General features: G+C 56.4%; 25 protein-coding genes and 1 pseudogene. 10 read left to right on the top strand and 16 right to left on the bottom strand.

The genetic code is table 11. The features are described 5' to 3' along the window. Window positions 1–441: 441 nt before the first annotated feature. The 3 genes from C7H08_RS17925 to C7H08_RS17915 all read right to left on the bottom strand — a co-directional run bounded on the left by C7H08_RS17925 (window position 442) and on the right by C7H08_RS17915 (window position 3,292). On the bottom strand, window positions 442–1,206 hold the full coding sequence (locus tag C7H08_RS17925; protein ID WP_106673563.1) for a hypothetical protein: 765 nt from the start codon (window positions 1,204–1,206) through the stop codon (window positions 442–444). A 193-nt stretch (window positions 1,207–1,399) separates the two neighbouring features. Further along, window positions 1,400–2,707 (bottom strand): short-chain fatty acid transporter, encoded by a 1,308-nt coding sequence (locus C7H08_RS17920; RefSeq protein WP_106673562.1) that lies wholly within the window; start codon window positions 2,705–2,707, stop codon window positions 1,400–1,402. 198 nt (window positions 2,708–2,905) lie between these two features. Further along, the gene (locus C7H08_RS17915) at window positions 2,906–3,292 is read right to left on the bottom strand and encodes a cupin domain-containing protein (RefSeq protein WP_106673561.1); all 387 of its coding nucleotides are present in this window, start codon (window positions 3,290–3,292) and stop codon (window positions 2,906–2,908) included. 253 nt (window positions 3,293–3,545) lie between these two features. On the opposite strand from C7H08_RS17915, the gene C7H08_RS17910 reads away from it, so the two are divergent. After that, window positions 3,546–3,854 carry a hypothetical protein gene (locus C7H08_RS17910; RefSeq protein WP_165793983.1) on the top strand — a complete coding sequence of 103 codons (309 nt, stop codon included), beginning with the start codon at window positions 3,546–3,548 and terminating at the stop codon, window positions 3,852–3,854. A 63-nt stretch (window positions 3,855–3,917) separates the two neighbouring features. Here the strand turns inward: C7H08_RS17910 and C7H08_RS17905 are convergent, their stop codons facing one another. From C7H08_RS17905 to C7H08_RS17890, 4 genes are read right to left on the bottom strand one after another with little or no spacing between them, the layout of a single operon-like run. Continuing rightward, the gene (locus C7H08_RS17905) at window positions 3,918–5,894 is read right to left on the bottom strand and encodes a hypothetical protein (protein ID WP_106673560.1); all 1,977 of its coding nucleotides are present in this window, start codon (window positions 5,892–5,894) and stop codon (window positions 3,918–3,920) included. A gap of 49 nt (window positions 5,895–5,943) precedes the next feature. Next, window positions 5,944–6,561 carry a TPM domain-containing protein gene (locus tag C7H08_RS17900; protein ID WP_106673559.1) on the bottom strand — a complete coding sequence of 206 codons (618 nt, stop codon included), beginning with the start codon at window positions 6,559–6,561 and terminating at the stop codon, window positions 5,944–5,946. Window positions 6,562–6,621: 60 nt separating this feature from the next. Continuing rightward, window positions 6,622–7,377: a TPM domain-containing protein gene (locus C7H08_RS17895; protein WP_106673558.1), complete on the bottom strand. Its 756-nt coding sequence runs from the start codon at window positions 7,375–7,377 to the stop codon at window positions 6,622–6,624. After that, entirely contained in the window at window positions 7,377–7,937 is a 561-nt protein-coding gene (locus C7H08_RS17890; RefSeq protein WP_227663354.1) for a LemA family protein, read from the bottom strand. Before C7H08_RS17890 ends, C7H08_RS17895 begins: the two co-directional genes overlap by 1 nt. Window positions 7,938–8,322: 385 nt before the next feature. Here C7H08_RS17890 and C7H08_RS17885 point away from each other — a divergent pair, with 385 nt between their 5' ends. The 4 genes from C7H08_RS17885 to C7H08_RS17870 are packed head-to-tail and all read left to right on the top strand — an operon-like array spanning window position 8,323 to window position 11,259. Beyond that, the gene (locus C7H08_RS17885) at window positions 8,323–8,841 is read left to right on the top strand and encodes a hypothetical protein (protein WP_133169842.1); all 519 of its coding nucleotides are present in this window, start codon (window positions 8,323–8,325) and stop codon (window positions 8,839–8,841) included. Window positions 8,842–8,882: 41 nt separating this feature from the next. Then, a complete protein-coding gene (locus tag C7H08_RS17880) occupies window positions 8,883–9,338 on the top strand; it encodes a phage holin family protein (protein WP_106673555.1) in 456 nt (151 codons plus the stop codon). Then, a complete protein-coding gene (locus C7H08_RS17875) occupies window positions 9,335–10,216 on the top strand; it encodes a DUF3618 domain-containing protein (protein WP_106673554.1) in 882 nt (293 codons plus the stop codon). Before C7H08_RS17880 ends, C7H08_RS17875 begins: the two co-directional genes overlap by 4 nt. A gap of 8 nt (window positions 10,217–10,224) precedes the next feature. Beyond that, window positions 10,225–11,259 carry a chemotaxis protein CheB gene (locus C7H08_RS17870; RefSeq protein ID WP_207768332.1) on the top strand — a complete coding sequence of 345 codons (1,035 nt, stop codon included), beginning with the start codon at window positions 10,225–10,227 and terminating at the stop codon, window positions 11,257–11,259. Window positions 11,260–11,280: 21 nt separating this feature from the next. Here C7H08_RS17870 and C7H08_RS17865 read toward each other — a convergent pair whose 3' ends face one another. Beyond that, window positions 11,281–11,748 carry a fatty acid desaturase family protein gene (locus tag C7H08_RS17865; RefSeq protein WP_165793982.1) on the bottom strand — a complete coding sequence of 156 codons (468 nt, stop codon included), beginning with the start codon at window positions 11,746–11,748 and terminating at the stop codon, window positions 11,281–11,283. Then, a complete protein-coding gene (locus C7H08_RS18210) occupies window positions 11,724–12,077 on the bottom strand; it encodes a fatty acid desaturase family protein (RefSeq protein ID WP_165793981.1) in 354 nt (117 codons plus the stop codon). The genes C7H08_RS17865 and C7H08_RS18210 overlap by 25 nt, the downstream gene beginning before the upstream one ends. A gap of 147 nt (window positions 12,078–12,224) precedes the next feature. Here C7H08_RS18210 and C7H08_RS17860 point away from each other — a divergent pair, with 147 nt between their 5' ends. Further along, the gene (locus C7H08_RS17860; protein ID WP_106673552.1) at window positions 12,225–12,602 is read left to right on the top strand and encodes a nuclear transport factor 2-like protein; all 378 of its coding nucleotides are present in this window, start codon (window positions 12,225–12,227) and stop codon (window positions 12,600–12,602) included. Between the two features lie 20 nt (window positions 12,603–12,622). Here C7H08_RS17860 and C7H08_RS17855 read toward each other — a convergent pair. After that, window positions 12,623–12,868, bottom strand: a pseudogene (locus tag C7H08_RS17855) (DUF2959 family protein); the annotation flags it as partial. 348 nt (window positions 12,869–13,216) lie between these two features. Between C7H08_RS17855 and C7H08_RS17850 the strand changes: the two are divergent. After that, the gene (locus C7H08_RS17850; protein WP_106673647.1) at window positions 13,217–13,504 is read left to right on the top strand and encodes a hypothetical protein; all 288 of its coding nucleotides are present in this window, start codon (window positions 13,217–13,219) and stop codon (window positions 13,502–13,504) included. A 161-nt stretch (window positions 13,505–13,665) separates the two neighbouring features. Here the strand turns inward: C7H08_RS17850 and C7H08_RS18585 are convergent, their stop codons facing one another. From C7H08_RS18585 to C7H08_RS17815, 6 genes are all read right to left on the bottom strand, one after another. Continuing rightward, entirely contained in the window at window positions 13,666–13,770 is a 105-nt protein-coding gene (locus C7H08_RS18585) for a hypothetical protein (RefSeq protein ID WP_373284934.1), read from the bottom strand. 59 nt (window positions 13,771–13,829) lie between these two features. After that, window positions 13,830–14,093 carry an SHOCT domain-containing protein gene (locus C7H08_RS17835; RefSeq protein ID WP_207768331.1) on the bottom strand — a complete coding sequence of 88 codons (264 nt, stop codon included), beginning with the start codon at window positions 14,091–14,093 and terminating at the stop codon, window positions 13,830–13,832. Between the two features lie 115 nt (window positions 14,094–14,208). Beyond that, window positions 14,209–15,243: a transcription termination factor Rho gene (gene rho / locus C7H08_RS17830; protein ID WP_227663331.1), complete on the bottom strand. Its 1,035-nt coding sequence runs from the start codon at window positions 15,241–15,243 to the stop codon at window positions 14,209–14,211. 251 nt (window positions 15,244–15,494) lie between these two features. Beyond that, a complete protein-coding gene (locus C7H08_RS17825) occupies window positions 15,495–15,758 on the bottom strand; it encodes a Txe/YoeB family addiction module toxin (protein WP_106673550.1) in 264 nt (87 codons plus the stop codon). Next, entirely contained in the window at window positions 15,755–15,997 is a 243-nt protein-coding gene (locus C7H08_RS17820; RefSeq protein ID WP_092008450.1) for a type II toxin-antitoxin system Phd/YefM family antitoxin, read from the bottom strand. Before C7H08_RS17820 ends, C7H08_RS17825 begins: the two co-directional genes overlap by 4 nt. Window positions 15,998–16,146: 149 nt before the next feature. Further along, the gene (locus C7H08_RS17815; protein ID WP_207768330.1) at window positions 16,147–17,310 is read right to left on the bottom strand and encodes a BON domain-containing protein; all 1,164 of its coding nucleotides are present in this window, start codon (window positions 17,308–17,310) and stop codon (window positions 16,147–16,149) included. A 199-nt stretch (window positions 17,311–17,509) separates the two neighbouring features. On the opposite strand from C7H08_RS17815, the gene C7H08_RS17810 reads away from it, so the two are divergent. The 3 genes from C7H08_RS17810 to C7H08_RS17800 all read left to right on the top strand — a co-directional run bounded on the left by C7H08_RS17810 (window position 17,510) and on the right by C7H08_RS17800 (window position 22,175). Further along, complete coding sequence (locus C7H08_RS17810; RefSeq protein WP_106673549.1) at window positions 17,510–19,939, top strand: metallophosphoesterase family protein; 2,430 nt, start codon at window positions 17,510–17,512, stop codon at window positions 19,937–19,939. A gap of 176 nt (window positions 19,940–20,115) precedes the next feature. After that, window positions 20,116–20,844, top strand: coding sequence for a UTRA domain-containing protein (locus C7H08_RS17805; protein ID WP_106673548.1), 729 nt, complete (start codon window positions 20,116–20,118; stop codon window positions 20,842–20,844). Window positions 20,845–20,942: 98 nt separating this feature from the next. Next, window positions 20,943–22,175 carry an NAD(P)/FAD-dependent oxidoreductase gene (locus C7H08_RS17800; RefSeq protein ID WP_106673547.1) on the top strand — a complete coding sequence of 411 codons (1,233 nt, stop codon included), beginning with the start codon at window positions 20,943–20,945 and terminating at the stop codon, window positions 22,173–22,175. Window positions 22,176–22,181: the final 6 nt, after the last annotated feature.

Here is a 22,181-nt window from a genome sequence, read left to right as displayed (position 1 = left end):
TGTTTGTTGTGTTCCATCGCTTCCAAATCGCATTTGAGGCAAGGTTATACTTCATTCAAGGGCAAGCACCACTCGGCTGGATGTGATTGAGTTATTCAATGAATTAAAGCGGATGGGCCATAGATTGGCCAGCTGGAACTCCGCAACTCATTTCGATCGGGACTTTTGTCGATAACAACAATGGGAATGGCGGCAACACCGGGGTAGTCTAAAAAAACTTCAACAAGTAAGCGCTTTGTTATAGATATAGCGACGCCGATGTTCGCTGACACCGATAGATGTCCGCAACCAGACTTATTGGCCACGCGGTGCCTGGTTATTAGATTCTTGGGTGTTATGCCTCCAAGCATAAGAAAGAAGAATGAACAAGATGAATGCCGTTACGATGCAAAGTCATTTTTATATATGTTTCGTAGCGGGAGGCCATCCGTCTGGCCGTCACTATCTGGGCTGCAACGGAATTACCCGGCGCTCTGTGAGATTGACAGGTGGTTCAAAAACCGCCTGGAAGTGTTTTTCAACCAGGGCACGAATGAGCCCGGAGTCGCTGGCTTTTGGCAGCAATCGGCTTAGCGTGCTGTGGAGCGCGGGTTCCTTGGGGGATACGTAGAGGATATGGTCTTTGTTGTAGACCAGGACGAGGTTCTGCTCCATCTGCAGATTCGGGTATTGTGGCCACTCCTTGGCCATTTCATAAGCGCCCCTCGGAAGGTAGTCGATACCCCGATTGCCAATGGCCACCATGTCATAAAGTCGCCGCCATTCCCCGGCAAGACCGATTACCGGTAAATCATTAGCCTGCCATATCTGGTAATCACGCCATGACCTGCCCATGCCGGCTGTCAGCCCCAGAGCTTGAAAATCACCGAGTGTTTCCACCTGGTTGTAGCGGTCTTGGTGTCCGGGGGGAATGAAGAGAATGCGCTGGTTCATCAGGTTGTCGGTCATCGCCACGTCCACCTGGAGGAAGCGCTTGGTGCGGGGAGGTGTTTCGCCCAGCATCATGGCGCTAAGCTCGCCCTGCGCCAGCATCCACTCCAGGCGGGTGGTGGGGATGTCCGCTACTTTCACTATGTCAACGTCATACCCGTCGGCTTCCAGCACTTGCGTTAGCATGTCTGACAGATACTCAAAATCGTTCATGCTGCCAAGCTTGAGCGTCAGGCGCTGGCCCGCGATGGCGGGTGCTGTGATGAGACAGGCCATAAAAGCTGCGATTCCGGCCCACCGAAAGTAATGTTGAGTGCGTGTGGTCTTATGCTGTTTCAAGGGCTGCTCGGGGTAGTGTAGCAAAGCGATGACATGGCAATCCTAATGCAGGGCAGGGCTGCCGGCAACTGTGATCGCGGGTGACAACGGAGAACTCGAAGGCATCCCGCTGTCACCGCTGTAAGGAGCATCAGAGCCAGGTCAAGCCGATGCTGATGATGATGCCGGTGATGATCAGCAACATCAGGCAGTAGCCCATGATGTCTTTGGCTTTGAGTCCGGCAATGGCCAGCACTGGCAGGGCCCAGAACGGTTGCAGCAGGTTGGTCCAGGCGTCACCCCAGGCAACGGCCATGGCCACCCTTGATATGTCCGCACCCAGTTCCTGCGCGGCCGGCAGCATAACCGGAGCCTGCACCGCCCACTGGCCCCCACCGGACGGTACAAAGATATTCACCAGTCCCGCGCTGATAAAGCTCCAGAAGGGCAGGCTTTGCGCGCTGGCAATGGACACAAAGCCGGAGGAAATGCTGGCGGCCAGGCCAGACGCGGTCATCACGCCCATGATGCCGGCATAGAAGGGGAACTGGATCACGATGCCAGAGCCGCCTTTGACGGCCTCGTTCAGGCTGTTCAGCAGGCGTTTCGGGGTCTGGTGCAGGATGATCGCAATGAACAGGAACATGAAGTTCACGATGTTCAGGTTCAGGCCACCACCGTTGATGAAATACTGAAAGATGAAGGCAATACCGCTGAACCCTACCAGCCAGGCCAGTATCCGGCTGTTTTCCAGGTGGTCGGCCGGGCGGTTGATCACAATGGCGGTGTCGGGCTCGTCGTCCAGCACCTTCGGGTCTGCGTACACGCTGTCTTTTTCGTCGGGCAGCATCAGGCGGTTAACGATGGGCACCACAATGAACAGGGCAGCCACGATGGCCAGGTTGAAGAACGCGAAAATGGTTTCGCTGGTCCCGATAATACCGATCACACCTTCCGTGAAGTGCCCATCGGTGGCGATGGTCAGGGGAATGGAGCCTGCCAGTCCGCCATGCCACACAATGAACCCGGAATAGGCGCTGGCGATCAGCAACGGGTAGTGCACGCGAATCTGGCGTGCCAGGGCTTTGGCAAACAGTGCACCCACCACCAGGCCGAAGCCCCAGTTGATCCAGCTGGCGATCAGGGCCACAAAAGTCACCAGTACAATCGCTTGCCCCGGCGTTTTGGCCAGGCCGGCAATCCGGTTAAGGAAGCCACGCACCAACGGCGTGCTGGCCAGCATGAAACCGGTCACCAGTACCAATAGCATCTGCATGGAGAAGGTCAGCAGATTCCAGAAGCCATTACCCCACATCTCGATCACCGCCAACGGGCCATGGCCTTCAAAGATCATGGCGGCGATGAATGACAACAGGGTGAGGATAATCACGAACAGAAAGGGGTCTGGCAGGTATTTGTCCACCAGGCTGACCATGGGTCTGGATGCCCTGTCTAACATAGTGTTCTCCTTTATTATTTTTGGTTCTTCACTAGCTTAGCAAGCAACACGAAAAACGCATGGTAGGCTGACGGTTCTTTTGCGGGTTTTTGTGTGGAAGGGCCGACAAATATTTAACCAGGTGAGAGCCTGCAAAGAAGGGAAAGCTGGGCTCCTTCCTTGCAGGAGCAGTCTTACGTCCGGTTTTTGGGCAACCGCTCAACCGTTGACTTGATGCCGGATATGCTCAATGACTGCGCCGTGCTCGTGTTGTGGGCTGAACATCACGATGTCGGTGTCTTCTTCCGCCCGCACACTGTGCCCGGGAGGCCAGTAGAACAGATCACCGCTTCGTGATGTTTCTTCGCTGCTATCCGTATACAGAGCGGTGATCTCTCCTTTCACCACATAACCCCAGTGGGGGCACTGACAACGGTCATCCTCAAGCCCGCGCAACAGTTCTGTGATATCCGTTCCGGCACCGAAGGAGAAGTACTCGGCACCCATTGTTCCGTAGCCTGAGACATCACCAAAACCGGTTTGCTGTCGTGCCTTTGCGCCGGGAACATCAATCCGAACAGGTATATCTTCTTTTGCGATACGCATAGAAACTACCTCCGTGGTGTTTCGTGCCGACTGCTCCTACCTCATACATACATCTCGGCAGCCTCTTTAAAAGATAGCACACAGAACCTGACAGGACTGACGTTCAGACGGCTGGTTGCGGAAGGTTATTGAGGTATTTTTTGCGATATAGGTCCTCTTGGGTCAACGCCCACTGTAAAGTGGCGGCAATTGCTGCGCGTTCTCGGCAGGCTCCGGTAACCAAAGCGCTATTCCATCTTGGGAGATACCATCAGTGAAACTGAAAAGTCTTATGCTTTTTATGGCCGCAGCGGCTTTGGCTGGCTGTCAGACCTCCGCCAACGTATCGTCAGCCGCCGCGGACGGCGAAGGCATTACCTGCGGCAAAATCTATCAGGCTTTTTCCGCCTACGAGCAAGACCGTGAATCCGCCGTGGCCTGGGCTCAGTTGGGTCAACTGATCAGCCCCACCGCCGGCAACTACGCAAATATGGGTGTAGAAACGGCCGCCAGATATTACGATCAGATCAAGGCAACCACCGATCTTGCCCTTGCCATCCGTGGCTGTCAGCCTGTGCGCTGAGACAAACTTCTGATACCTCTTGAACGTGTGGGTCTTTTGCCCGCGCCCGTACCTTCAGTGCTGTTAGGTCTCCGGCGCTGCCGCCCAGCTGGTGTAGCCAAGCTCCATCACACGGGCCACTTCCTCATCCGGTATGGCCGACAGGTCGCCCAGTTCCAATGTGTCGTAGTGGAATACGTACAGTCGAGAGGTGAATTCGGCAATGGGCAGGGAGGCTTCGCCGCGAAATTCGCCGTGGCCCTGGGTGGAGCAGGTAATGCCCTGGCCCCAGTTCTGTCCGCTGTCGTTGTTGGGGTTGAAGAAATACACCCGCATCTCGTTGCGGGGGCTAAGCCCGACCCTCAGGATGTTAATGGCGTGACGGCCGACAAAGCGTGCCGCGCTGTCGGTGACGGCAATGCCCGCGGGCTGGGCGTGGATCACTGGCATGTGGCCGTTGTAGAAGGGGTGGTAGCTGGCGTAAAAGTGCCGGATGAAGCCATCGTAGTCCTGCACCTCACCGGTGTGAATATCGGCCACCACCCGGAAGCCGTGGCTGACCCACCAGCCATAGAATTCCGGGTTGATCCAGCGGTGGGCGTCGTCGTCCCGGTCTTCGCAGCGGCGCCACATCTCGCCGTAGAGGCGATCCAGGTGGGGAATGAGGATCAGCGACACCGGGTCCACATCCACCGGTGTGTCCTTGACCAACCCGGGCTGCAGATCTCTGGAAGAGACGGTTTCGCCTTCAAAGCGATTCAGTACTTCATTGTCCCGGGCCGCCCAGGTCAGTACCTGAAGCAGATAATCGGCTTCGTTGGTCGCCCAGACTGACAGCCCGATGGCTGACTGGCAGGTGGGGTTATTGCCCTGGCCGACACCCAGCGGCTGTCCTAACAGGTTGATGACACCGGCCAGCAGAAACACCCGGGGCGGCCGGGCATCGCCAAAGGCCTCTTGCAGGGTGTGAGCGGTCTCCGCTGAGAGGCGGAGTTTGATGTGCCGCCACAGGGCCCGCGCCACAGACGGCGTAAACAATGAACCCCGCTCCAGCATCATGGTCAGGCCATACACGGCCTGGCAGGTTTCCGGGTAGATGGCTTCGTCAATCAGGGCGTGGACCAGTTCGGTATAGCAGTAGAGGTCGTCCAGTCCGGTTATGGTCAGCCCCAGTGTGGTGGGTATCAGGTCGTCCTGATCACTGTTGCGCAGAAACCTCAGCATAACCGCGTGGTACGCCGAGGCCAGGCCGGTGTCGTGCATGCTGCGGGCAAAGCAGGTGGCTTCAGCGGCGAGGGTTACATCGTCCATCTCTTGTAGCCGCTGTTCGTAAATCCGCAGGCCCGGGTCTTCGGCGCTGCCCGGGGTGGGCGCAAACAAGGCGTTGACCAGGCGGGTTGCAGCCGCGTTGTCATTGGTTTCTATTTTCGGGTCATAGAGGCATTTGGCGATCTGGCCGATCATGTCGCAGATGCTGTCCACCTGCACCGGCCCTTGATCCAGCAACCGCCAGACCTCTGCCACCAGGCTGTCCAGCAGGCTTTCGTAGCCGAGGTGAGAAATCAGATATCGGTAGAGACCCTGGACAATCATTCCGAGCTGTTTCGGGCGTTCCCGGTCGGCTTCGGTGAGCTGGCCAGACAACAGGTCCAGATTCAACGCCATCACCTGGGTCAGGAAATAGCGCGCCTGTTCGGCCGAAATGCCCTTGTGAAAGTAATCACCCCGGGTGACGGCCAGCATGCGCAGCTCGCTGATGGCCTCAACGATGGTGGTCACCGCACCGGCCTCGCGCAGGGAATGCTTGGCCAGTGCTGGCTGGAGGGTTGCCGGCTGGGCCCAGTCGCTGGTGCCGAAGATGCCGGCGGATTCCAGCGAGCGAACGCGCCGGTACAGGGCGTCGAAGCCGCCCGGCAGCGTCATCAGAGCCCGGGCGCGCTCCAGCAACGTAAGGCTGGAGGCATTAGGGTCGCGACTGCGGGCGCGGGCAAAATCACCCAGCGCCGCATCCAGCTGCCGCAAGGCCAGCTCGAGTGTCGGCTCGGCGTTCTGTTGCCCCATAGTATCGGCTCCCGGGTGCGTTTAGAGCGCAGGGTGCCTGCCGTTGTGGCTAGGGCAGGATCACCAGATGGTTGGGTAGTTCGTTGCGCTCGTGGGTAGCGGGCACATGCTCTTTCAAGAGCTTGCCACAGGCAGCAATACAGTCAAGAAATCCCTGCTTGGTCTGGCCCTGGTGCACCTTGGCCGTGAAGTCCTCCACGATGGTTTCCCATACCGAGTTATCCAGAACGTCGGCAATGCCCTGATCCACCAGGATCTCGACATAGCGTTCGGCCTCCGAGACGAAGATCAGCATGCCGGTGCTGCCTTCGGTATGGTGCAGGTTCTGCTCCAGAAACTGCCGCCGCGCCAGGTTGGAGGCCCGCCAGTAACGCACCGGCCGGGGGATCAGACGGGTGTTGATGCCCGGCACCCGGAACAGCAGGCTGAGCACAGTGAAGGTACCCCACTGCACCAGCAACAGCATGTCGGCACCAAGCCAACTGCCGAAGTAATTGGCAATACCCGGCACCAGCAACGCCAGAATGCCGGCCCAGAGCAGGGGAATATAGCTGTAGTTGTCGGACTGGGCCGCGAGCACGGTGACCAGTTCGGCGTCGGTTTCCCGCTCAACCTCGTTGATCGCCTCGGTAACAGCTTCCTGATCGTGTTTGCTTAGTAATGTCATGATTCTGTGGCTCTCATTAGCAGGTGAGGGAGTTCAGCGTGCGCGGATACCAAGGCGGAGTTACCAGCCACCGGAGGCACCCCCGCCGCCAAAGCCGCCACCACCGCCGCCAAAACCACCGCCACCGAAGCCGCCGCCACGGCCGCCCATGGCACCGCCCAGCAGAGCCGCGCCCAACAGAGCTGCGCCCCCGCGACCACCACGGCCGCCGGAACTGCCGATAAAGAACACGGCAGCCATCATAAGTATGAAGAACAGCGCCACCATGCCGGCTTCAGGCTTTTCCTGAACGGCACCAGGCTGACCCTGTGGCACCGCCATGGGCTCGCCACCGAGGACCTGAATCATGGCCGCGGCGCCGTTGACGATGCCGCCCTGAAAGTCCCCCTCACGGAACGCGGGGGTGATCACGTGATTAATAATGGTAGACGATTGGGCGTCGGTGAGCCGGCCTTCAAGGCCATAACCCACTTCGATGCGCACTTTGCGTTCATCCCGTGCCACGATCAGCAGGGCACCGTTGTCTTCACCCTCCTGGCCGATACCCCAGTGCCGGCCCAGCTGATAGCCGAAATCCTCAATCGGAAAGCCTTGCAGATCGGGCAAGGTGACCACCACCACCTGCTCGGTGCTGGCCTGTTCGTGGGCCTGGAGCATCTGGGCCAGGCGCGTTTCCACTTGTGGGGAAAGCAGGTCGGCCCGGTCAACCACCCGGCCCGTCAGCTCGGGAAAGTCCGGCGTTGACTGGGCCCAGGCGGCGGCCGGGAGCAACAGCAGTAACGTCAGCAACAGACTTTTGCGGGGCACAACAGCCATCAGAATGTCACCGCGGGTGGTTGGTCGGCATTTTCTGCAGTGGCTTCGAAGTTGGCGCGGGGCTCCAGCTCGCTATACAGCATGCTGTGCCAGATTTTACCCGGGAAGGTACGCAGCTCGGTGTTGTAACGCTCCACCGCCTGAATGAAATCCCGGCGTGCGACGGCAATACGATTCTCTGTGCCTTCAAGCTGTGACTGCAGGGCCAGGAAGTTCTGATTCGATTTCAGGTCCGGGTAACGCTCAGACACTGCCATCAGACGACTCAGGGCACTGCTCAGTTCACCCTGTGCCTGTTGGAATTGCTGAAGCTTCTCGGGATTGTTGAGAATGCTTTCGTCCACCTGAATCGAGGTGGCCCTGGAGCGCGCTTCAATTACCGCGGTCAGAGTTTCCTGCTCCTGGGCTGCAAAACCTTTGACGGTTTCCACCAGATTGGGAATCAGATCGGCGCGGCGCTGGTACTGGTTTTCCACTTGTGACCAGGCGGCAGTAACTCTCTCATCGTAAGTGGGGATGTTATTGACCCCACAGCCACTGAGAAACAACACCAGTGCCATCAGCGACGTCAACTGCCAGACAGTCCGCTGTTGAAAGGGTTTTTGAAGAATTTTCATAGTGCTCTTTCCCTGAGGTGGTTGTATTGAAAAGGGAAGATGCCCGGCCCATGGGCGGACGCTTCGAATTACTCTCTAAATGGGGGCGGGGTCAGAGTTTTCAAGGATTGCCAGCGGGTTACCCACCAACCCGCCATCCCGCCAATACCTTACGTGGGCAACCGTACATACCCCGCTGTCACCATGCGCTAGCCTTTCTCCACAGGTTGACTCTGACATTGCCGATGCCTGTCGCTGTCATCCAATTGCGAATTCAGCAAAGTTTCGCATCCCTTATGTTTAATCGCCGGACGTTTGAAAAGCTATCCGGCGTATCAGGAGAAATATCATGGAACCAAACGATCCGGGTAAACATCAAGGTAGGGGAACGCAATCATCGTCTCAGTCATCACCACTCCCTGATGCTTCTTCACAACACGTGGGTGCATCCGGTGGTGCAGACAGTTCCAAGCCAGGCAGTAACACAGACTCCGTCGCAGGAAGTGCCCGAGAGCTTGGTAGCGAAGCGGTAAAAGCCGCTCAGGCCAAGGCTAAGGAGGGCGCCGATACCGCGAAAAGAACTGTTTCCAGCACCGTCAGTCACGGCGCCGAAGCGTTGGGCTGCGCCGCAGACAGCCTCCGGGACCAGGGTGAGGAAACGCTGGCTCAAACGACCACCTCGATTGCTTCCGGGCTGTCTGAGTATGCCGAACGCCTGGAAAAACGCACCTCTGAAGATTTGACTCAGGATCTAGTGCGACTGGCCCGCCAGAACCCGACACTCTTTGTGCTTGGCAGTGTAGGAGTTGGCATCGCGTTGAGCCGGTTCTTCAAGGCATCCTCAAGACCCTCTGATGGGTATAGCTAAGCAAACGCGTACGCTCACACAAGGAAATCCAGGAGGTCAACATGGCTGACGCCGCTCAGAATGGAAATCTCGACCCTTCCGGGCCAAATCGTGACATTCAACCTGCCACCCAGCCCGAGGAAAAAGCGCGGTTTTATGATCTGGTTCGACAACTGATCGATGATCTCGCCCTTCTTTTCCGCAAGGAGCTCGCTTTAGCGGGCTCGGAAGTTTCCCAATCACTTGACGATACCAAAAAAGGTGTCTCCAGTCTGATCAGCGGAGTGGTGGTATTGAACTCTGGTTACCTGTTCCTGCTTGCTGCTGCGACGTTAGGGCTCGGGCAGATTATGGAGCTTTGGTTGGCCGCCCTGATTGTTGGTGGCGTGGTGACGATTATAGGGCTGGTTATGGTAACGGCGGGCAAGAAGAAGCTGGAATCATCCAGTTTGAAACCGACGCGCACCATGGACAGCGTCCAGAGAGACAAGGAAACCGTTGAGGGATACACATCATGACTACAGCAAAAGAGCAATTTAAAAACGACCTGCAAAAGGACCCTGAAGATCTTGCACGTGAGGCTGATAGTGTACGTGAAGATCTCGAGGACACAGTAGATAAGCTGATGAACCAGCTATCTCCCAGCGAACTGCTTAACCGGGGAATCTCAATGTTTCGGAACACAGGTGATTTTGACTTCGTTCGTAATCTCGTCACTCGGGTGGAAAACAATCCGGTTCCAACCGTTCTCGCGGGGGTAAGCCTGATCTGGCTGATGACCGCATCCAGGCAGCCGTCGGTAAATCGGGGAGAGAGCTTCACTGACACCATGGGCAATAAAGCTGGCGCCACTCGGGAAAAACTGTCTTCCGCTACCAGTAGTCTAAAGTCGTCCTCCCACGACGCGGCTGAGCGTACCCGGGAAGCTGGTCATCAAGTGGCTGCAGGCGCCAGCAACGTCATGCACCGTGTAAGCGACGCCGGTCGGCACACTGCCGAAAGCGCACGTACCGGGCTTCGCGATGCGCGTGAAGGCTATATTAAAACGCTACGTGAGCAGCCTTTAATGGTTGGGGTTCTGGCAGTGGCCGCCGGTGCCGCCCTGGGAGCCCTTCTGCCACGCACCTCGACAGAAGATCGCGTGCTGGGAGAATGGAGCGACAGGGGCGCAGGTGCACTCAAGGAAAAGACAGAGGAAAAACTGCATGAAGCCCAGGGTCAGATTGCCCCGGAAAGTGAAGGCCGAGCTGATGCATCCGCGAGCAACACGCCCGCTCAGACCACTACTGACAAACCGGGGTCAGGCATTTCGGGTGCAGGAGGCTCTCTGGCCGGAACAGGCGCCAGCCAATCGGATCCCAAGCCGCCGAAACTGGATCCGGCACCACCGCGGTAGCCTTTAAAATGAAGCGTAAGATCGAGCAGATGGTGTTGAAGCAGATCCGTAATCCCATGCCCGTAGTCGTCGGTGCATCCGCTGGTGGCATGGCGGCGCTGAAGGAGTTGGTTGCACAGTTGCCTGAGGATTTTCCGGCCCCCGTTTTTGTTGTCAATCATATGGGCATGCACACGACGGGCGAAGCGCTGGTTAACGTTTTAAATGGTAGCGGCAACCTTCCTTGTGCACAGGCGCACGATCAGCAGGCGTTCAAGAGCGGTCATATATATCTGGCGCCTTCTGATCAACACATGCTGATTGATAACGGAAAGATTCTCATCACCAAAGGTGCCCGGGAAAACCGTTCGCGTCCGGCAATTGATCCGCTTTTTCGTTCTGCAGCCGTGGCCTATGGCAACCGGGTAATCGGCATCATCCTGACCGGTTATCTGGATGACGGTACCAGTGGCATGATGGCTATCAAGCGATGCGGAGGCGTATGCATTGCGCAGGATCCTGAGGATGCGGCATATCCGGACATGCCGCGCTCGGTCATCGCGAATGTTGGCGCCGATTATTGCATGCCGATCGCCGGGATGGGCGCGCTGCTATCCGAGCTGGTCACCAGAGAACTGCCGGAGCGCACGCCGGTTCCGGAAGACATCGTGATCGAGGCGAAGATCGCCCAGCGGGTTCTGAGCGATCTGCCCTCTGTCGAGGCACTCGGACACCAAGTGCCATACAACTGCCCGGACTGTGGTGGGGTGTTATGGCAAATGGAGGAAGGAAGCCTCCTGAGGTACCGCTGTCACACCGGCCATGCGTTTACCTCCTCGGCGCTGCTGGCTCAACAAACGGTAAAGGTTGAAGAGACGCTCTGGGTAGCGTTGAGAATGTTTGAGGAGCGTCAGAACCTGCTTGTCACCATGAGCAAGAATGAAAGCAAGCAATCGCCTTCATCAATTTCCCAGCGGGCTAAAGACTCACAAGTCCACATTGACCGCATTCGTGCCATGCTGAAGGCGACCGGCAAAGATCTTCATGGTGAAAAGACCGAGTGAGCACCCTTGCATAGGGTGTGATCAACCGGAGGCCTCCCGATAGGTCACCATGCGCTGTTTATCTTCATCCCAGAGGGCATACCGGAAGCAGTCGGCGATATCGCCGGGTGCCAGAGTCGTGACCAATGGTGATTGCAGTTCCGGAATGGCCGCCATCACTTCGGGAAGTCGATAAAAGGGAATCCGAACGTTGAGATGGTGAATATGGTGATAGCCAATATTACCGGTAAACCACTGCATCACCTGATTCATCCGCATGTAACTGGAAGACTCCATAGCCCCCCGGTAATAGCTCCAGGCTTCCGGTGATGCAATCTGCATACGCCGGAAACTGTGCTGGGCAAAAAACAGATAACTCCCCAGAGCGGAGGCCAGCGCCATCGGCAGCAGAAAGACAAAAAAGACCAGACTGAAGCCGCCCAGTATCCACAGCACGGCGATTAATCCGAAGTGACTAATCAGCGCTACCAGCGCGTTGAAGCCTGCCACATGCGGGCGGTCATCATCGGAAACGCGCCCACACTGGTCGTCGAAATCTGACCCACATGGCCGTGATGGTAATTGTGACTGGCACTCCAGGAGCGGGTTGGTGTAAGAGTCAGTGCGCCGTAGGCGTGGAATAGCCACCAGGCAATCAATCCGGCCGCCGTCAGAGCTGCAATCATCAACCCGAAGGTCGAGCCGACGTAGCACCAGCTGGTTGTAGCCGACCCTTCCACATAAGGCTTCGTGGCCGCAAGCAGCTCCCTCCCGACCCGGATACCCTCGCTGTGTTCCGGCAAGCTGTTGTCGGTTTCCCGAATAGTGTCCTGATCCATGGCCCGCTCCTCCCTGCCTATAAAATTAGATTGTTTGGCAGGGAATTTCCAACGTTGGGAATGCGCTGGCGGTTCCAGCAAGGTATCTTTGTCACAACTTAGTAAATTCCGCCCTCAATCGTCCCCACCTTAAACCGGAGCCTATTCATGCAGCCAAAAGATATCGTGGCGCAGTTCATCGCAGACATCCAGGCCCAGCGTTTTGACGAGGCCAAGACCCTACTGGTGGCGGAAGGATTTGAGTATGTGGGTCCGAACATGCGTTTCCTTCGGCCCGATGACATGCTGTCGTACCAATTTGGCATGGCAGCCATTCAGAAAGATCTGGTTGTCCGTCAACTCAGTGCCGACGGCGAGCACGTGTTCGCGATCCTGGACTACCAGACCCACTTCAAACCGATCGGGGATGTGCGGCTGGCGGTTTGGTTCCGTGTCCGGAGCGACAAAATTCAGACCGTTGAAGCCTTCTATAACGCTGCCGTGGTTGAAAACATGCTGGGTGGAAGCCTGCCGTCAACCAGCTGAGCCGCTGACCGATCGGCGGGTCACCCGCCTTCGCGGAAGCGCCGGATAAAGGCCTCGGACTCCGCGACCGACTCCTCCATATTGCGAATCAGCTCGTCCACGTCCTGGCGAATACCCACCAGCTCGTTCCCTGGGGAGCCGATCGCCTGGGCGTTCAGGTTATGTTTGAGATACAGCACCTGATCCTGAAATGCCTGCAACACCGGATCCATGCGTTCTTCGGCTGTGTGCATGCGGCTGATCAGCTGGTTGTAATGAGTGCGGGTCTCATCTAGCGTAGTGCAGTGAGGAACAGCCCTCCAGAAGCACGACGCTCAGCAGTAGCGGCAGCCGCCGGGCACCGGATGGTATTACGAGCTACTTCAGCGCCTGGAGGGTTGGCTGGAAACGCCCATGCTGGTCCCGAACAAAATCGATTACCTGAAGGGTAACTGGCTGACGGCCATTGCCCTGTCGCGACAATCGCCGGAGTCGTGACCTTGTCTGGGTCACGGGCTCACCCTGATGGTCAGTTGGCGCAAGACAATGAAGCCCTGTAATCTAGTGCTTGATGCGCTGGCGGGGTTGAGGCCCTATCCAGCTTTCCAATTTTTATGGGGTTGGTCACACCAATTATGAATGTGGATAAAGCAAAAAAGCGTATCGCAAAGCAGGTCAACAAAGGCTTTCATGGCTATCCCCTGATTTCGCTGGAGTACTTTGGCAAGACGCCGGAGACGGCAACGGAGCTCGTTATTTCGTTTACTCAGGATGAAAACGCAGAACCACAGAAGCAAAAGTTTGTGAGTGAAAGCGACGTTCGAGAGGACGAGATGATCCAATCGACCCTGGTAAGGGTTATTGAGCGAGCGGAGGCCAAAACCGTCGCTCAAATTGAGGGTGTTTCTATCCTCGCACAGTAATTATGACCAAGAGTTCCCCTCCGAATTGTGACCAGAGTAAAAGAGAACTACCTTATACTCTGGAAGGCGTCGACTTCGATGCCAATCGGGAAAGAGCCAACCAGGAGGGCTAAAGAATGAACCAACAACATCAGATGAAGGGAATGGGCTGGGGTCGATTTTCAGCGATGATCGCGACCTCGACTTTTATCATGTTTTTCCTGATGTACCAGTTCATCAATGTCGCTGCTGTTGGTAGCTGTATCGCGGGCTGTGCGGCCAAACAGTGCCAGTCGGGTTGCCCCAAAACTGGACTGGAGTTCCGGATTGCTACGAGTCCGCCCAGTTAACTTTCAAGATCTTTTCTGATTTGCTCAAACTCTTCCCGCGTGATCTCACCCTTGGCGTAGCGCTTCTTAAGAATCTCCATCGCCGTTTCAGAATCTCCATTTTGGTTCGACGGTCCTTCGGAGTTATTCCACCACGGCAGTTTGGAGCCACCTCGGCCAAACACAAAATAAAGAAAAATGACGAGAAAAATAATCATTATGAGAGGCATGACTACGGGGAATACCCACCAACCGCCCCAGCCAAAATGTTCGGGACCCATACTCTTTCTCCTTCTTCGGCGATGCTTGGGTTATGACCCAATGAGCTTTGCAGCAATTTTGGAGCCGCGCAGCGCGAAATCTGTAGTCGACGCGGGTCTGACCCCGTAGCGCGGATTAATTGATGGGCGCCCCGGGGATGTTGTCCAGAAGCTCGGCATTTGTGGGGTACTTCTCAAGCAGCTCAACCAGCTTTTTGGTGCCCTCTAGCGGTTTGAGACCGCCAAGCGCCCGGCGCAAGGCTCTTATTTTGTCTAAATCTTTCGGGGCTAACAGTAGCTCTTCTCGGCGTGTACTGCTTTTCGAAATGTCCAGCGCGGGGAAGATTCGCTGACTCGCAACGTCTCTTGATAAAACCAGCTCCATGTTCCCTGTACCCTTGAATTCCTCAAATATAACCTGGTCCATACGGCTGCCGGTATCAACCAGAACGGTGGCCAAAATGGTAAGCGAGCCGCCATTTTCAATGTTTCGTGCAGCGCCAAACAACCTCCGCGGAATCTCCATCGCTCGCGCATCCATCCCGCCAGACATAGTGCGACCGCTGCTCTTTCGCTCCGCATTATGCACACGCGAAAGCCTGGTGAGAGAATCAATCACAATCATGACGTTGTGACCCTCGCCAGCTTGTTGGCGGGCGATATCAAGAAGCTCATCGGCAACGCGAACGTGATGAGCATAGCTTTCATCCGAAGAAGAAGCGTGGACCTCAGCCGGGACGCTACGCTTGAAATCAGTGACCTCTTCGGGTCGCTCATCGATCAATAACGCGTAAAGTTTAATCTCGGGATACGCCTTTCCCACCGCCTGGCAAATATCTTTTAAAATTGTCGATTTTCCAGACCCCGGTGGTGCAACGATCAAACCTCGCTGTCCCATTCCAATCGGCGTGATCAAATCCATCGCGCGCACCGTGAGTTTTTCTGAACCTGACTCCAAGCGAATCCCCGGCGTTGGATTGATCACCACACCGTTTAAAAAACGTTTTTGTGGATCAGCCTCACCTTCAACCTCAAACACAGCTTCGGCTTCGTTAGCCACTGGCTCAACGTCTTTATTTCGTGTTCGGGTTAAACCTAATGTCTTTCTCGTCATGGCTGTTTGATAGCCCTTGTTTGATAGATATTTTTCGAAATGGGCTGATAACGCCAAAAAACAGAAGCCCTGACAGATTATTGAAGACCATTTTCGACAAAGCCAGCCCAAGGCAAAAGCCAGTGTGCACAAAATAAGTCTGTTCCGGTTTTTCAGGCATGCCCACGACTCCTTGTCCGTTTACCTGATTTTACCAAACCGGGATGGGAATTTCGGGGTTGTTCTACAGCCTCAACGCGGAGCTTTGTGGCAATTTAGGAGTCGCGAAGCGGTGGAAAAATTGTCCGGCACCAGCGGCTTGTTATGCATTATTCGTAGTGACTCCAGAGCCTGAGAACTTTCACCACTCGCTCGTCCTCAAACACTTGGTAGACCAGACGGTGCTGAATATTGATGCGTCGTGAATAGGCCCCCGCAAGATCACCAACGAGTTTCTCAAACGGAGGCGGTTTGCGGTATGGGTGTTCCGCTATCAGCGCTAAAAGTTCTTGAGCTTTTGGCTTAAGGCCGCTGGAGGCCAACTTCTTTGCATCGTTCTGGGCTTGCTTGGTGTAAACCAACTTCCATGTCACCAGTCCAGCTCCTCATCGCATTCACCCACCGGGGTATCCATCCCCTCACGAATAGACTCCCGCATACCTGGTACGGAGAGCAGGTAAAGTGTCTCCTGAATTGCAGACCAGTCTTCCTCGGAAACCAGGACAGCTTTGTTCCGCTTACCCATGATGACGATCGGTTGGTGGGATTCGGCGGTCTCGTCAATCAACCGATAAAGGTTGCTGCGCGCCTCAGTTGCTGTGATTCCGGTCATGACGCACCTCTTTCGTGCTCAAATTTCCAGCAAGTGTACGCCTATAAGTACGTACGTCAAGACGAACGTTTTTCATAACGCTCGGCAGCCGTGATTGCTAAAAAAGCTGCGACCTCTGGCATGCTCATCCGTATCGAACTGATTGAGCATTACCTTCCACCCCCGCTGAAAAAGGCGGTAAGCCTGCTGCTGGTGATGCTGTTCCCGACTATTGCCCTATGGTTGCCGGGGCAGAAGGGGTTTGTGGGTGGCGAGTGGTGACGCGGTTGGGGAGACAAGTGCACGTTCCCCTCACGAAACGGTTGCTGCAAGCTCAGAAAGAGACTGGCGAGAAAATTCTCAGTGATGTCGCGGAAGGCGATGCCCAGCACCAGACCAATCAGGCCTGTACCGCCCACCAACGTGAGCGCGAGTTGCGTAAGCCCCGCAATGCGCAGCACAAGGTAAAAGCCAACAAGCATTACCAGTACTCCGCCTGTCCGGGCCGATACTTCGCGCAAAAGCTGGCTACCGGATCGGTCCAAAAGCCTGCGACGCAGAGCGTAAGTCGTCAACCTGGCGAAGATCCAGGAAATAACGAGGACGACTACTGCCACTACGATCAGCGGCAGAAATTGAACCAGTCCGCGAGCCAGATCATTCAGTTCCTGATGGGCTGGGTCGAAATCCCAAACCTTGGTGGGGGCCACCTCGATCTCATTGAGTACGGCAACCACGCCTTCCGTATTCCTCGCCAGATCACCCGCCCATTGCCGGGACTCATCATTTTCCGTCGTTCCATTGAGTCTGACGATCCCTTTCTGGACCGTGACCCCGGGCTCGCCAAACCAACCAGTTGTTTGCAGAATATCCGTTATTCGCTGCCTGATCTCGTCATCCGTGGCAACCGGGTCGACATCGACTCTATTCGGAGTATCGGTATCGTCGTCAGGCGCGCTCGCCGACACCGGCTTATCCTGACTGCTGTCTGGCGGCTGCTGAGCAGCAACAGAGGTAGATAAAAGGATGGCGCAACATATAAGCAGAGCGCAGATGAGCCGGGCAGATTGAAAACGTGCAGGACCCCAGATTCGAATCAGAAACTGCATCGCAAACTCCTGTTGAGACCTATGAGGCTGGAGCAGAAGAATAGAGTCTTTAATAACTGCGGAACAATTACAATCTTTGTAGTTCTTGGGGATCTCGAAGTGGGCGATTTTGCCTTTGCAGAATTCCCGCAGGTCGTCACCGGTCACCGGGGCGGCGTCCGGGGCCAGCTTTACCCAGGCGATCTGTACTTCTGTCATGTTCACCTTGCCGTTGACCTTTTTCATCACTTCGGCCGGGCAGGCGCACTTATGAAAGCCCGGCACGGTTTCGGGCATTTCTGGATGAGGTTTTAAAGGCAAATCTGGTATGTACCAGTTGTCATGAATCTTTAAGGTGACCGCAACACAATAATCACGGGACTGACATTTTCTCCCTCTATTTTGGTGGGTACCAAAACTGGTATATACCAAAAAGGAGAGTCTAATGTCTTCCCCCTACCGCATACTGCTGGCGGCCGGTGCCTCGGCCCTGCTGCTGACAGGTTGTAATGATTCCAGTTCGAGTTCTGACGCAGCTCCGGCCCCTGGTACGGAGCAGCCGGGCAATCCCGACCCTGTGGTGGTGCCGGCGCCTGCGGCAGAGCAGCCCCCTGAATTCATTGTCAGGCCTTATTTGCAGGCGCCGGGTAGCGATACCATGACGGTGATGTTTGAGACTGAGAACACGCAGCCAAAGGTCTGGGTACGCCCTTTCGGTAGTTCGGAGGAGTTTCAGAAGATTGACGCCGGCGTGCACTCCCAGGATGGCCTGGTGTATCGGGCGGTAGTATCGGGGCTCGAGTCTAATCGTTTGTACGAATACTACGTGCTGACCAACGACGCAGGCGGAGCGGAGCGGGTGACACAGGCCTTTGCCTTCAAAACCTGGCCGGATGTGAACGACGATGTCGATCAGGCGAGGTTTATTGCGATCAGTGACACCCAACTGGATCGGGAGATCTACGAGGTGGTGCTGAACAACGTGGTGACAGACGGTTTCATGACGGAGGAATGCAACGGCTCGCAGCCTGAGACCTGTGCTGAGAACATTGCTGCCATCACTATCTCCGGGGACGTGGTACAAACCGGCGGCAACCGTTCCAACTGGCGGGACCAACTGTTCGGACGAATGGCAGACATCACACCCTACGTGCCACTGGTTACGGTTCCGGGTAACCATGACTACTATTCCAATGCGGAGCTGGAGCTGTATCGAACTTACATGTCGCCACCGGAAAACGGATCGGTGGGCTATGAGGATCACTGGTATTTCATCGATTATCTGGACCTTCGGTTGATCGGGCTGGACAGCTACCCGATTTCGGGGGCCCACGGTAGTTTCAATCGTGAGACGTTGGCGGTTCAGCGCCAATGGCTGCGGGAGACGCTGCTTGATGCCGAAATCCAGCAGAAGACCTTCGTGATGGGCATGTTCCACCACGGCTGCCTGTCCGAGATGTGGAATGTCGGGGAAAGCATTGGTTCCTGCGAAATGGTGTCTGAACTGGAAGAATACAGCGACCGCACCGGTGCGGTCACCGGCCATTTCTTCGGCCACACTCATTCCTACTCCCGCGGGCAGTCGTTAAACACACCGCACCTGTGGCTCAACGCAGCGAGTGCCTCGGGCTACATTGAACCACTCGACAACTCCGACCATCAGAACAATCAGATCAGCGACTACGATACCTTTGAGGTCAGTCGTAGTGAGTTTGGTTACAGCGTGCTGACGTACCGTTTCGGAGAGAACGCCTCGGTGACGTTGCAGCGGAAGAAAGGCGGGTATGACGGTGATACCGAGTTCGAGGTGGTGGATGAGGTAACGTTCGCCAGCAACCGGAACGACAACCTGCCGCAGGCAACCGCGGGAACGGGTGAGCTGCCGGCCATGGATATTCAGCTGGCGGTGAACGTGGGTGCGCCAGAGCAGGTGCACGAAGTGCAATGGCAGATCTCCGAGAATGAGCAGTTCGAGGGGGTCGTGTTTGACGTATGGGGTAACGAAACCCGTCGCCACAATCTGTTCTATGATGAGGCCACTCAGGTGGGCGGTGATGAGTATCAAGGCTATGAACCGATTGACACCCAGCAGGGCGCCGATATTTTCCGCCTGGATCTGTCGGAGCTGCTAAGCCTGAAGACCGTCCGTCCGGGTGTTGATGACCACTACCGCTGGAACAAGCGGTTTGCCTCTCAGAATACTCACGTCTCCTCCTACGATGCGTATGGCGGACAGCCAAGACCCACCCTGGGACTGAAGCCCGGCACCACCTATTACTGGCGGGCACGGGTCAGAGACTTGCAGATGAACTGGTCGTCCTGGAGTGAGGGCTACAGCTTCAGCCTGGCCGGTACCCGCACACCGAACCTGCTGACCAATGGTGATGCAGAAGCCGGAGACCTGTCGGCCTGGACGCTGTCGAGCGGGCTGATCAGTGCCATCACGGCCAGTAACAACGGGGGTTTTGGCGCGGCCGCGGGCGATTACTATTTCGCGGGCAGGGGGTTCGGCCAGGGACAGCCTGGTGACTGCTGCACGGATTCGGCGTTCCAGCAGGTGGATGTTTCGTCCTATGGGCAGGATATCGACGCCGGTAAGGTGTATCTGGATTTGTCGGCGCAAATGACTACCTGGTCGGCGGATGATATACCGGAATTGAGGATCGAATTGCGCGACGCCAACGATCAGCCGGTGGCGTGGAACCAGTCGCTGGAGCGCACCAGTGCCTCCATCAAGAGCTGGGAAACCCAGTCAATTGAGGGCTTTTTGCCGGCCAGTGTCCGTAGTGTCGTGGTGCACATCGGCGGTGAGCGCAAGGCCGGTAACGACAACGACGTCTATTTTGATAACGTGTCGCTGAGTTTGCTGTACTGAGCGATCTCTGCTCATTGAAAAGCAACAGACTGAAACCCCGGGCCGCAGATGTGGCCCGGGGTTTCTTGTTTTAAGGCACCAGGTTCAGGAACTTACGCCCTTCGCCTGTGCTCTGTCATACTGTCGTCACAGTGCCGGCTTAGCGTGGCAGGTTTTGTGGGTGACAGGAGCGGAGTATGCAGCAGCAAGCGTTTGTGGAGGGTACCTTACCGCTTTATCTGAAGGTGCGAGATCAGTTGGCGGGTCAGATCGACAAGGGGGTGCTGACCCCGAATACCCGGCTACCTTCCGAGCGAATCCTGGCCGAAGAATATGGAACGACCCGCGTCACCACCCGTCTCGCACTCGCGCAACTGGAAGCCGAAGGAAAGATCTACCGCTCCAATCGTCGTGGCTGGTTTGTTTCCCCGCCCAGGCTGATCTACAAGCCAACGCACGATTACAGTTTTTCAGACAACGTTACCGCTCAGGGGCGAGTGCCCGAAACCGAAACCCTCGATGTGACGGCGACTGAGGCCAACCCCTGGCTTGCCACAAAAACCGGCCTGGCTGTGGGCGATCCGGTGATCTTGCTTCGTCGGCGCCGTCAGATTGATGGCCGACCAGTACTGGTGGAGAACATTTACCTGAATGCGACCCGCTTGCCAGGCATTGAGACATACGATTTCAACCGTTCGCTCTGGAAGCTTCTTCGGGAGCAGTACGGGGTAGAATTGAAGGGTAAGCGGATTGAGATGTATCCCACGGCGCTGGTGGATCCTCAGGCGAGTGCCATCGGTGTAACGGCCGGCACCGCAGGGCTCTATGTCACCCGGTGCAGTCAGGACGGGCAGGGAGGCTTTATCGAGTTCGATGAAGAGTTCTGGCTGCACGATGCCTTGAGTATTCAGGTTGAAGTGAGCTGACCGCCCCGGTAGATCGTCTCCTGGCTGTCATCAGGTCTTCATAAAACCGTCACAGTCCCTCGTCAAACTGGTCTATACCAGATGAGCGAGGAACTACCATGCCTACACCCCATCATCCGGATGTCGTCATTATTGGAGGCGGCATCCTCGGATGTGCCATTGCGCGATACCTAAGTCGTTTGCCCGGTCTCAACATCATCGTGGTTGAACGACACGGCCTGGGAGAGCAGACCACCAGCTACGCCGCTGCGCTTCTTACCCGTATCCGTCCGCATCAGGCCTTGACCGCTCTGGCCATGGAAACCTTTCGCGCTATTGAGGAAATGGGGCAGGCCAGCGATGAGCCATTGCCGCTCAGAAGCGTCGGTAGTCTGCAGGTGTCTGCTCAACCAAACGGGCAGCGCCAGCTTAAAGAGACGGCCCTGCGGGCCGCAGAGGCCGGTGTGACCGCAGAGCAGATTGCCGTGCAGGATGCCATGAAACTGGCTCCGTGGCTTGATTTGACGCCCGACACGGCCGCGCTCTGGCTGCCGGACGATGGCTATATAGATCCCTATTCGCTGTGCATGGCGTATGCCGCTGAGGGTCGCCACCGTGGGGTTCGGTTTCGTCTGAAGCAAAGTGTCAGCAACTTGCTGATGCAGGGCGGCCGGGTAACGGGCGTTCGCCTCGGGCATGGTGAAGTGCTCACGGCCGGTATGGTGGTTGATGCCGCTGGCCCCTGGAGTACGGTTCTGGCCAGGCAAGTGGGTATTCACCTTGGCATGGCACCGGTGCGCAGTCATTACTGGATATCAGCGCCTGACGCTCGCATTCCTGCCCATGGACCGATGACGATACTGCCCGACAACGGCGCCTATGCGAGGCCAGAGGTTGGCGGCTTGCTGTTCGGCCTTCGGGATACTCAGGCCGTGGTTGCCGACCCGGCAGCTCTGCCCGAGAGTCTGCAGGGTTTCCGATTTGATACCGATCCAGCGGGTGAGCGCGCCCTTGAGGGCGGATACACCTCGCTGCAGTCTCAGCTTCCCCTGCTGGATGAACTCCGGTTGGCCCACTACGTCAGCAACGTTTCCAGCTATACCCCGGACGGCTTCTACCTGCTGGGCCCGATGCCCGGCATTGAGGGTTTTATCGCGGCGACCGGCTGTTCCGGTGCGGGCATCGGCATGTCGGGGGGCATTGGTCGATTCATCAGCGAACTGATATCCGGCCAGTCGACCTTTGTTACTCCAGAGCCGTTTCGCCTGGACCGGTTTGGCGCCATTGATCCCTTTGATTCTGATTTCATCCACCGCTGTGCTGAGGCACGAGCCCGAAAACGCACTGGCTAATTCCGT

Origin of the sequence: Marinobacter halophilus (assembly GCF_003007685.1) — a bacterium.
Lineage (GTDB): Bacteria > Pseudomonadota > Gammaproteobacteria > Pseudomonadales > Oleiphilaceae > Marinobacter > Marinobacter halophilus.
Note: the sequence above shows the minus strand (reverse complement) of the source record. Positions and strands in the feature narration are given on the sequence as shown.

Bases quoted from the DNA above. Each gene is read 5' to 3' on its own strand.
- C7H08_RS17925 (WP_106673563.1), bottom strand. From the start codon at position 1,206: ATGGCCTGTCTCATCACAGCACCCGCCATCGCGGGCCAGCGCCTGACG.
- C7H08_RS17920 (WP_106673562.1), bottom strand. From the start codon at position 2,707: ATGTTAGACAGGGCATCCAGACCCATGGTCAGCCTGGTGGACAAATAC.
- C7H08_RS17915 (WP_106673561.1), bottom strand. From the start codon at position 3,292: ATGCGTATCGCAAAAGAAGATATACCTGTTCGGATTGATGTTCCCGGC.
- C7H08_RS17905 (WP_106673560.1), bottom strand. From the start codon at position 5,894: ATGGGGCAACAGAACGCCGAGCCGACACTCGAGCTGGCCTTGCGGCAG.
- C7H08_RS17900 (WP_106673559.1), bottom strand. From the start codon at position 6,561: ATGACATTACTAAGCAAACACGATCAGGAAGCTGTTACCGAGGCGATC.
- C7H08_RS17895 (WP_106673558.1), bottom strand. From the start codon at position 7,377: ATGGCTGTTGTGCCCCGCAAAAGTCTGTTGCTGACGTTACTGCTGTTG.
- C7H08_RS17890 (WP_227663354.1), bottom strand. From the start codon at position 7,937: ATGGCACTGGTGTTGTTTCTCAGTGGCTGTGGGGTCAATAACATCCCC.
- C7H08_RS17885 (WP_133169842.1), top strand. From the start codon at position 8,323: ATGGAACCAAACGATCCGGGTAAACATCAAGGTAGGGGAACGCAATCA.
- C7H08_RS17880 (WP_106673555.1), top strand. From the start codon at position 8,883: ATGGCTGACGCCGCTCAGAATGGAAATCTCGACCCTTCCGGGCCAAAT.
- C7H08_RS17875 (WP_106673554.1), top strand. From the start codon at position 9,335: ATGACTACAGCAAAAGAGCAATTTAAAAACGACCTGCAAAAGGACCCT.
- C7H08_RS17870 (WP_207768332.1), top strand. From the start codon at position 10,225: ATGAAGCGTAAGATCGAGCAGATGGTGTTGAAGCAGATCCGTAATCCC.
- C7H08_RS18210 (WP_165793981.1), bottom strand. From the start codon at position 12,077: ATGGATCAGGACACTATTCGGGAAACCGACAACAGCTTGCCGGAACAC.
- C7H08_RS17860 (WP_106673552.1), top strand. From the start codon at position 12,225: ATGCAGCCAAAAGATATCGTGGCGCAGTTCATCGCAGACATCCAGGCC.
- C7H08_RS17850 (WP_106673647.1), top strand. From the start codon at position 13,217: ATGAATGTGGATAAAGCAAAAAAGCGTATCGCAAAGCAGGTCAACAAA.
- C7H08_RS17835 (WP_207768331.1), bottom strand. From the start codon at position 14,093: ATGGGTCCCGAACATTTTGGCTGGGGCGGTTGGTGGGTATTCCCCGTA.
- C7H08_RS17820 (WP_092008450.1), bottom strand. From the start codon at position 15,997: ATGACCGGAATCACAGCAACTGAGGCGCGCAGCAACCTTTATCGGTTG.
- C7H08_RS17815 (WP_207768330.1), bottom strand. From the start codon at position 17,310: ATGAAAAAGGTCAACGGCAAGGTGAACATGACAGAAGTACAGATCGCC.
- C7H08_RS17810 (WP_106673549.1), top strand. From the start codon at position 17,510: ATGTCTTCCCCCTACCGCATACTGCTGGCGGCCGGTGCCTCGGCCCTG.
- C7H08_RS17805 (WP_106673548.1), top strand. From the start codon at position 20,116: ATGCAGCAGCAAGCGTTTGTGGAGGGTACCTTACCGCTTTATCTGAAG.
- C7H08_RS17800 (WP_106673547.1), top strand. From the start codon at position 20,943: ATGCCTACACCCCATCATCCGGATGTCGTCATTATTGGAGGCGGCATC.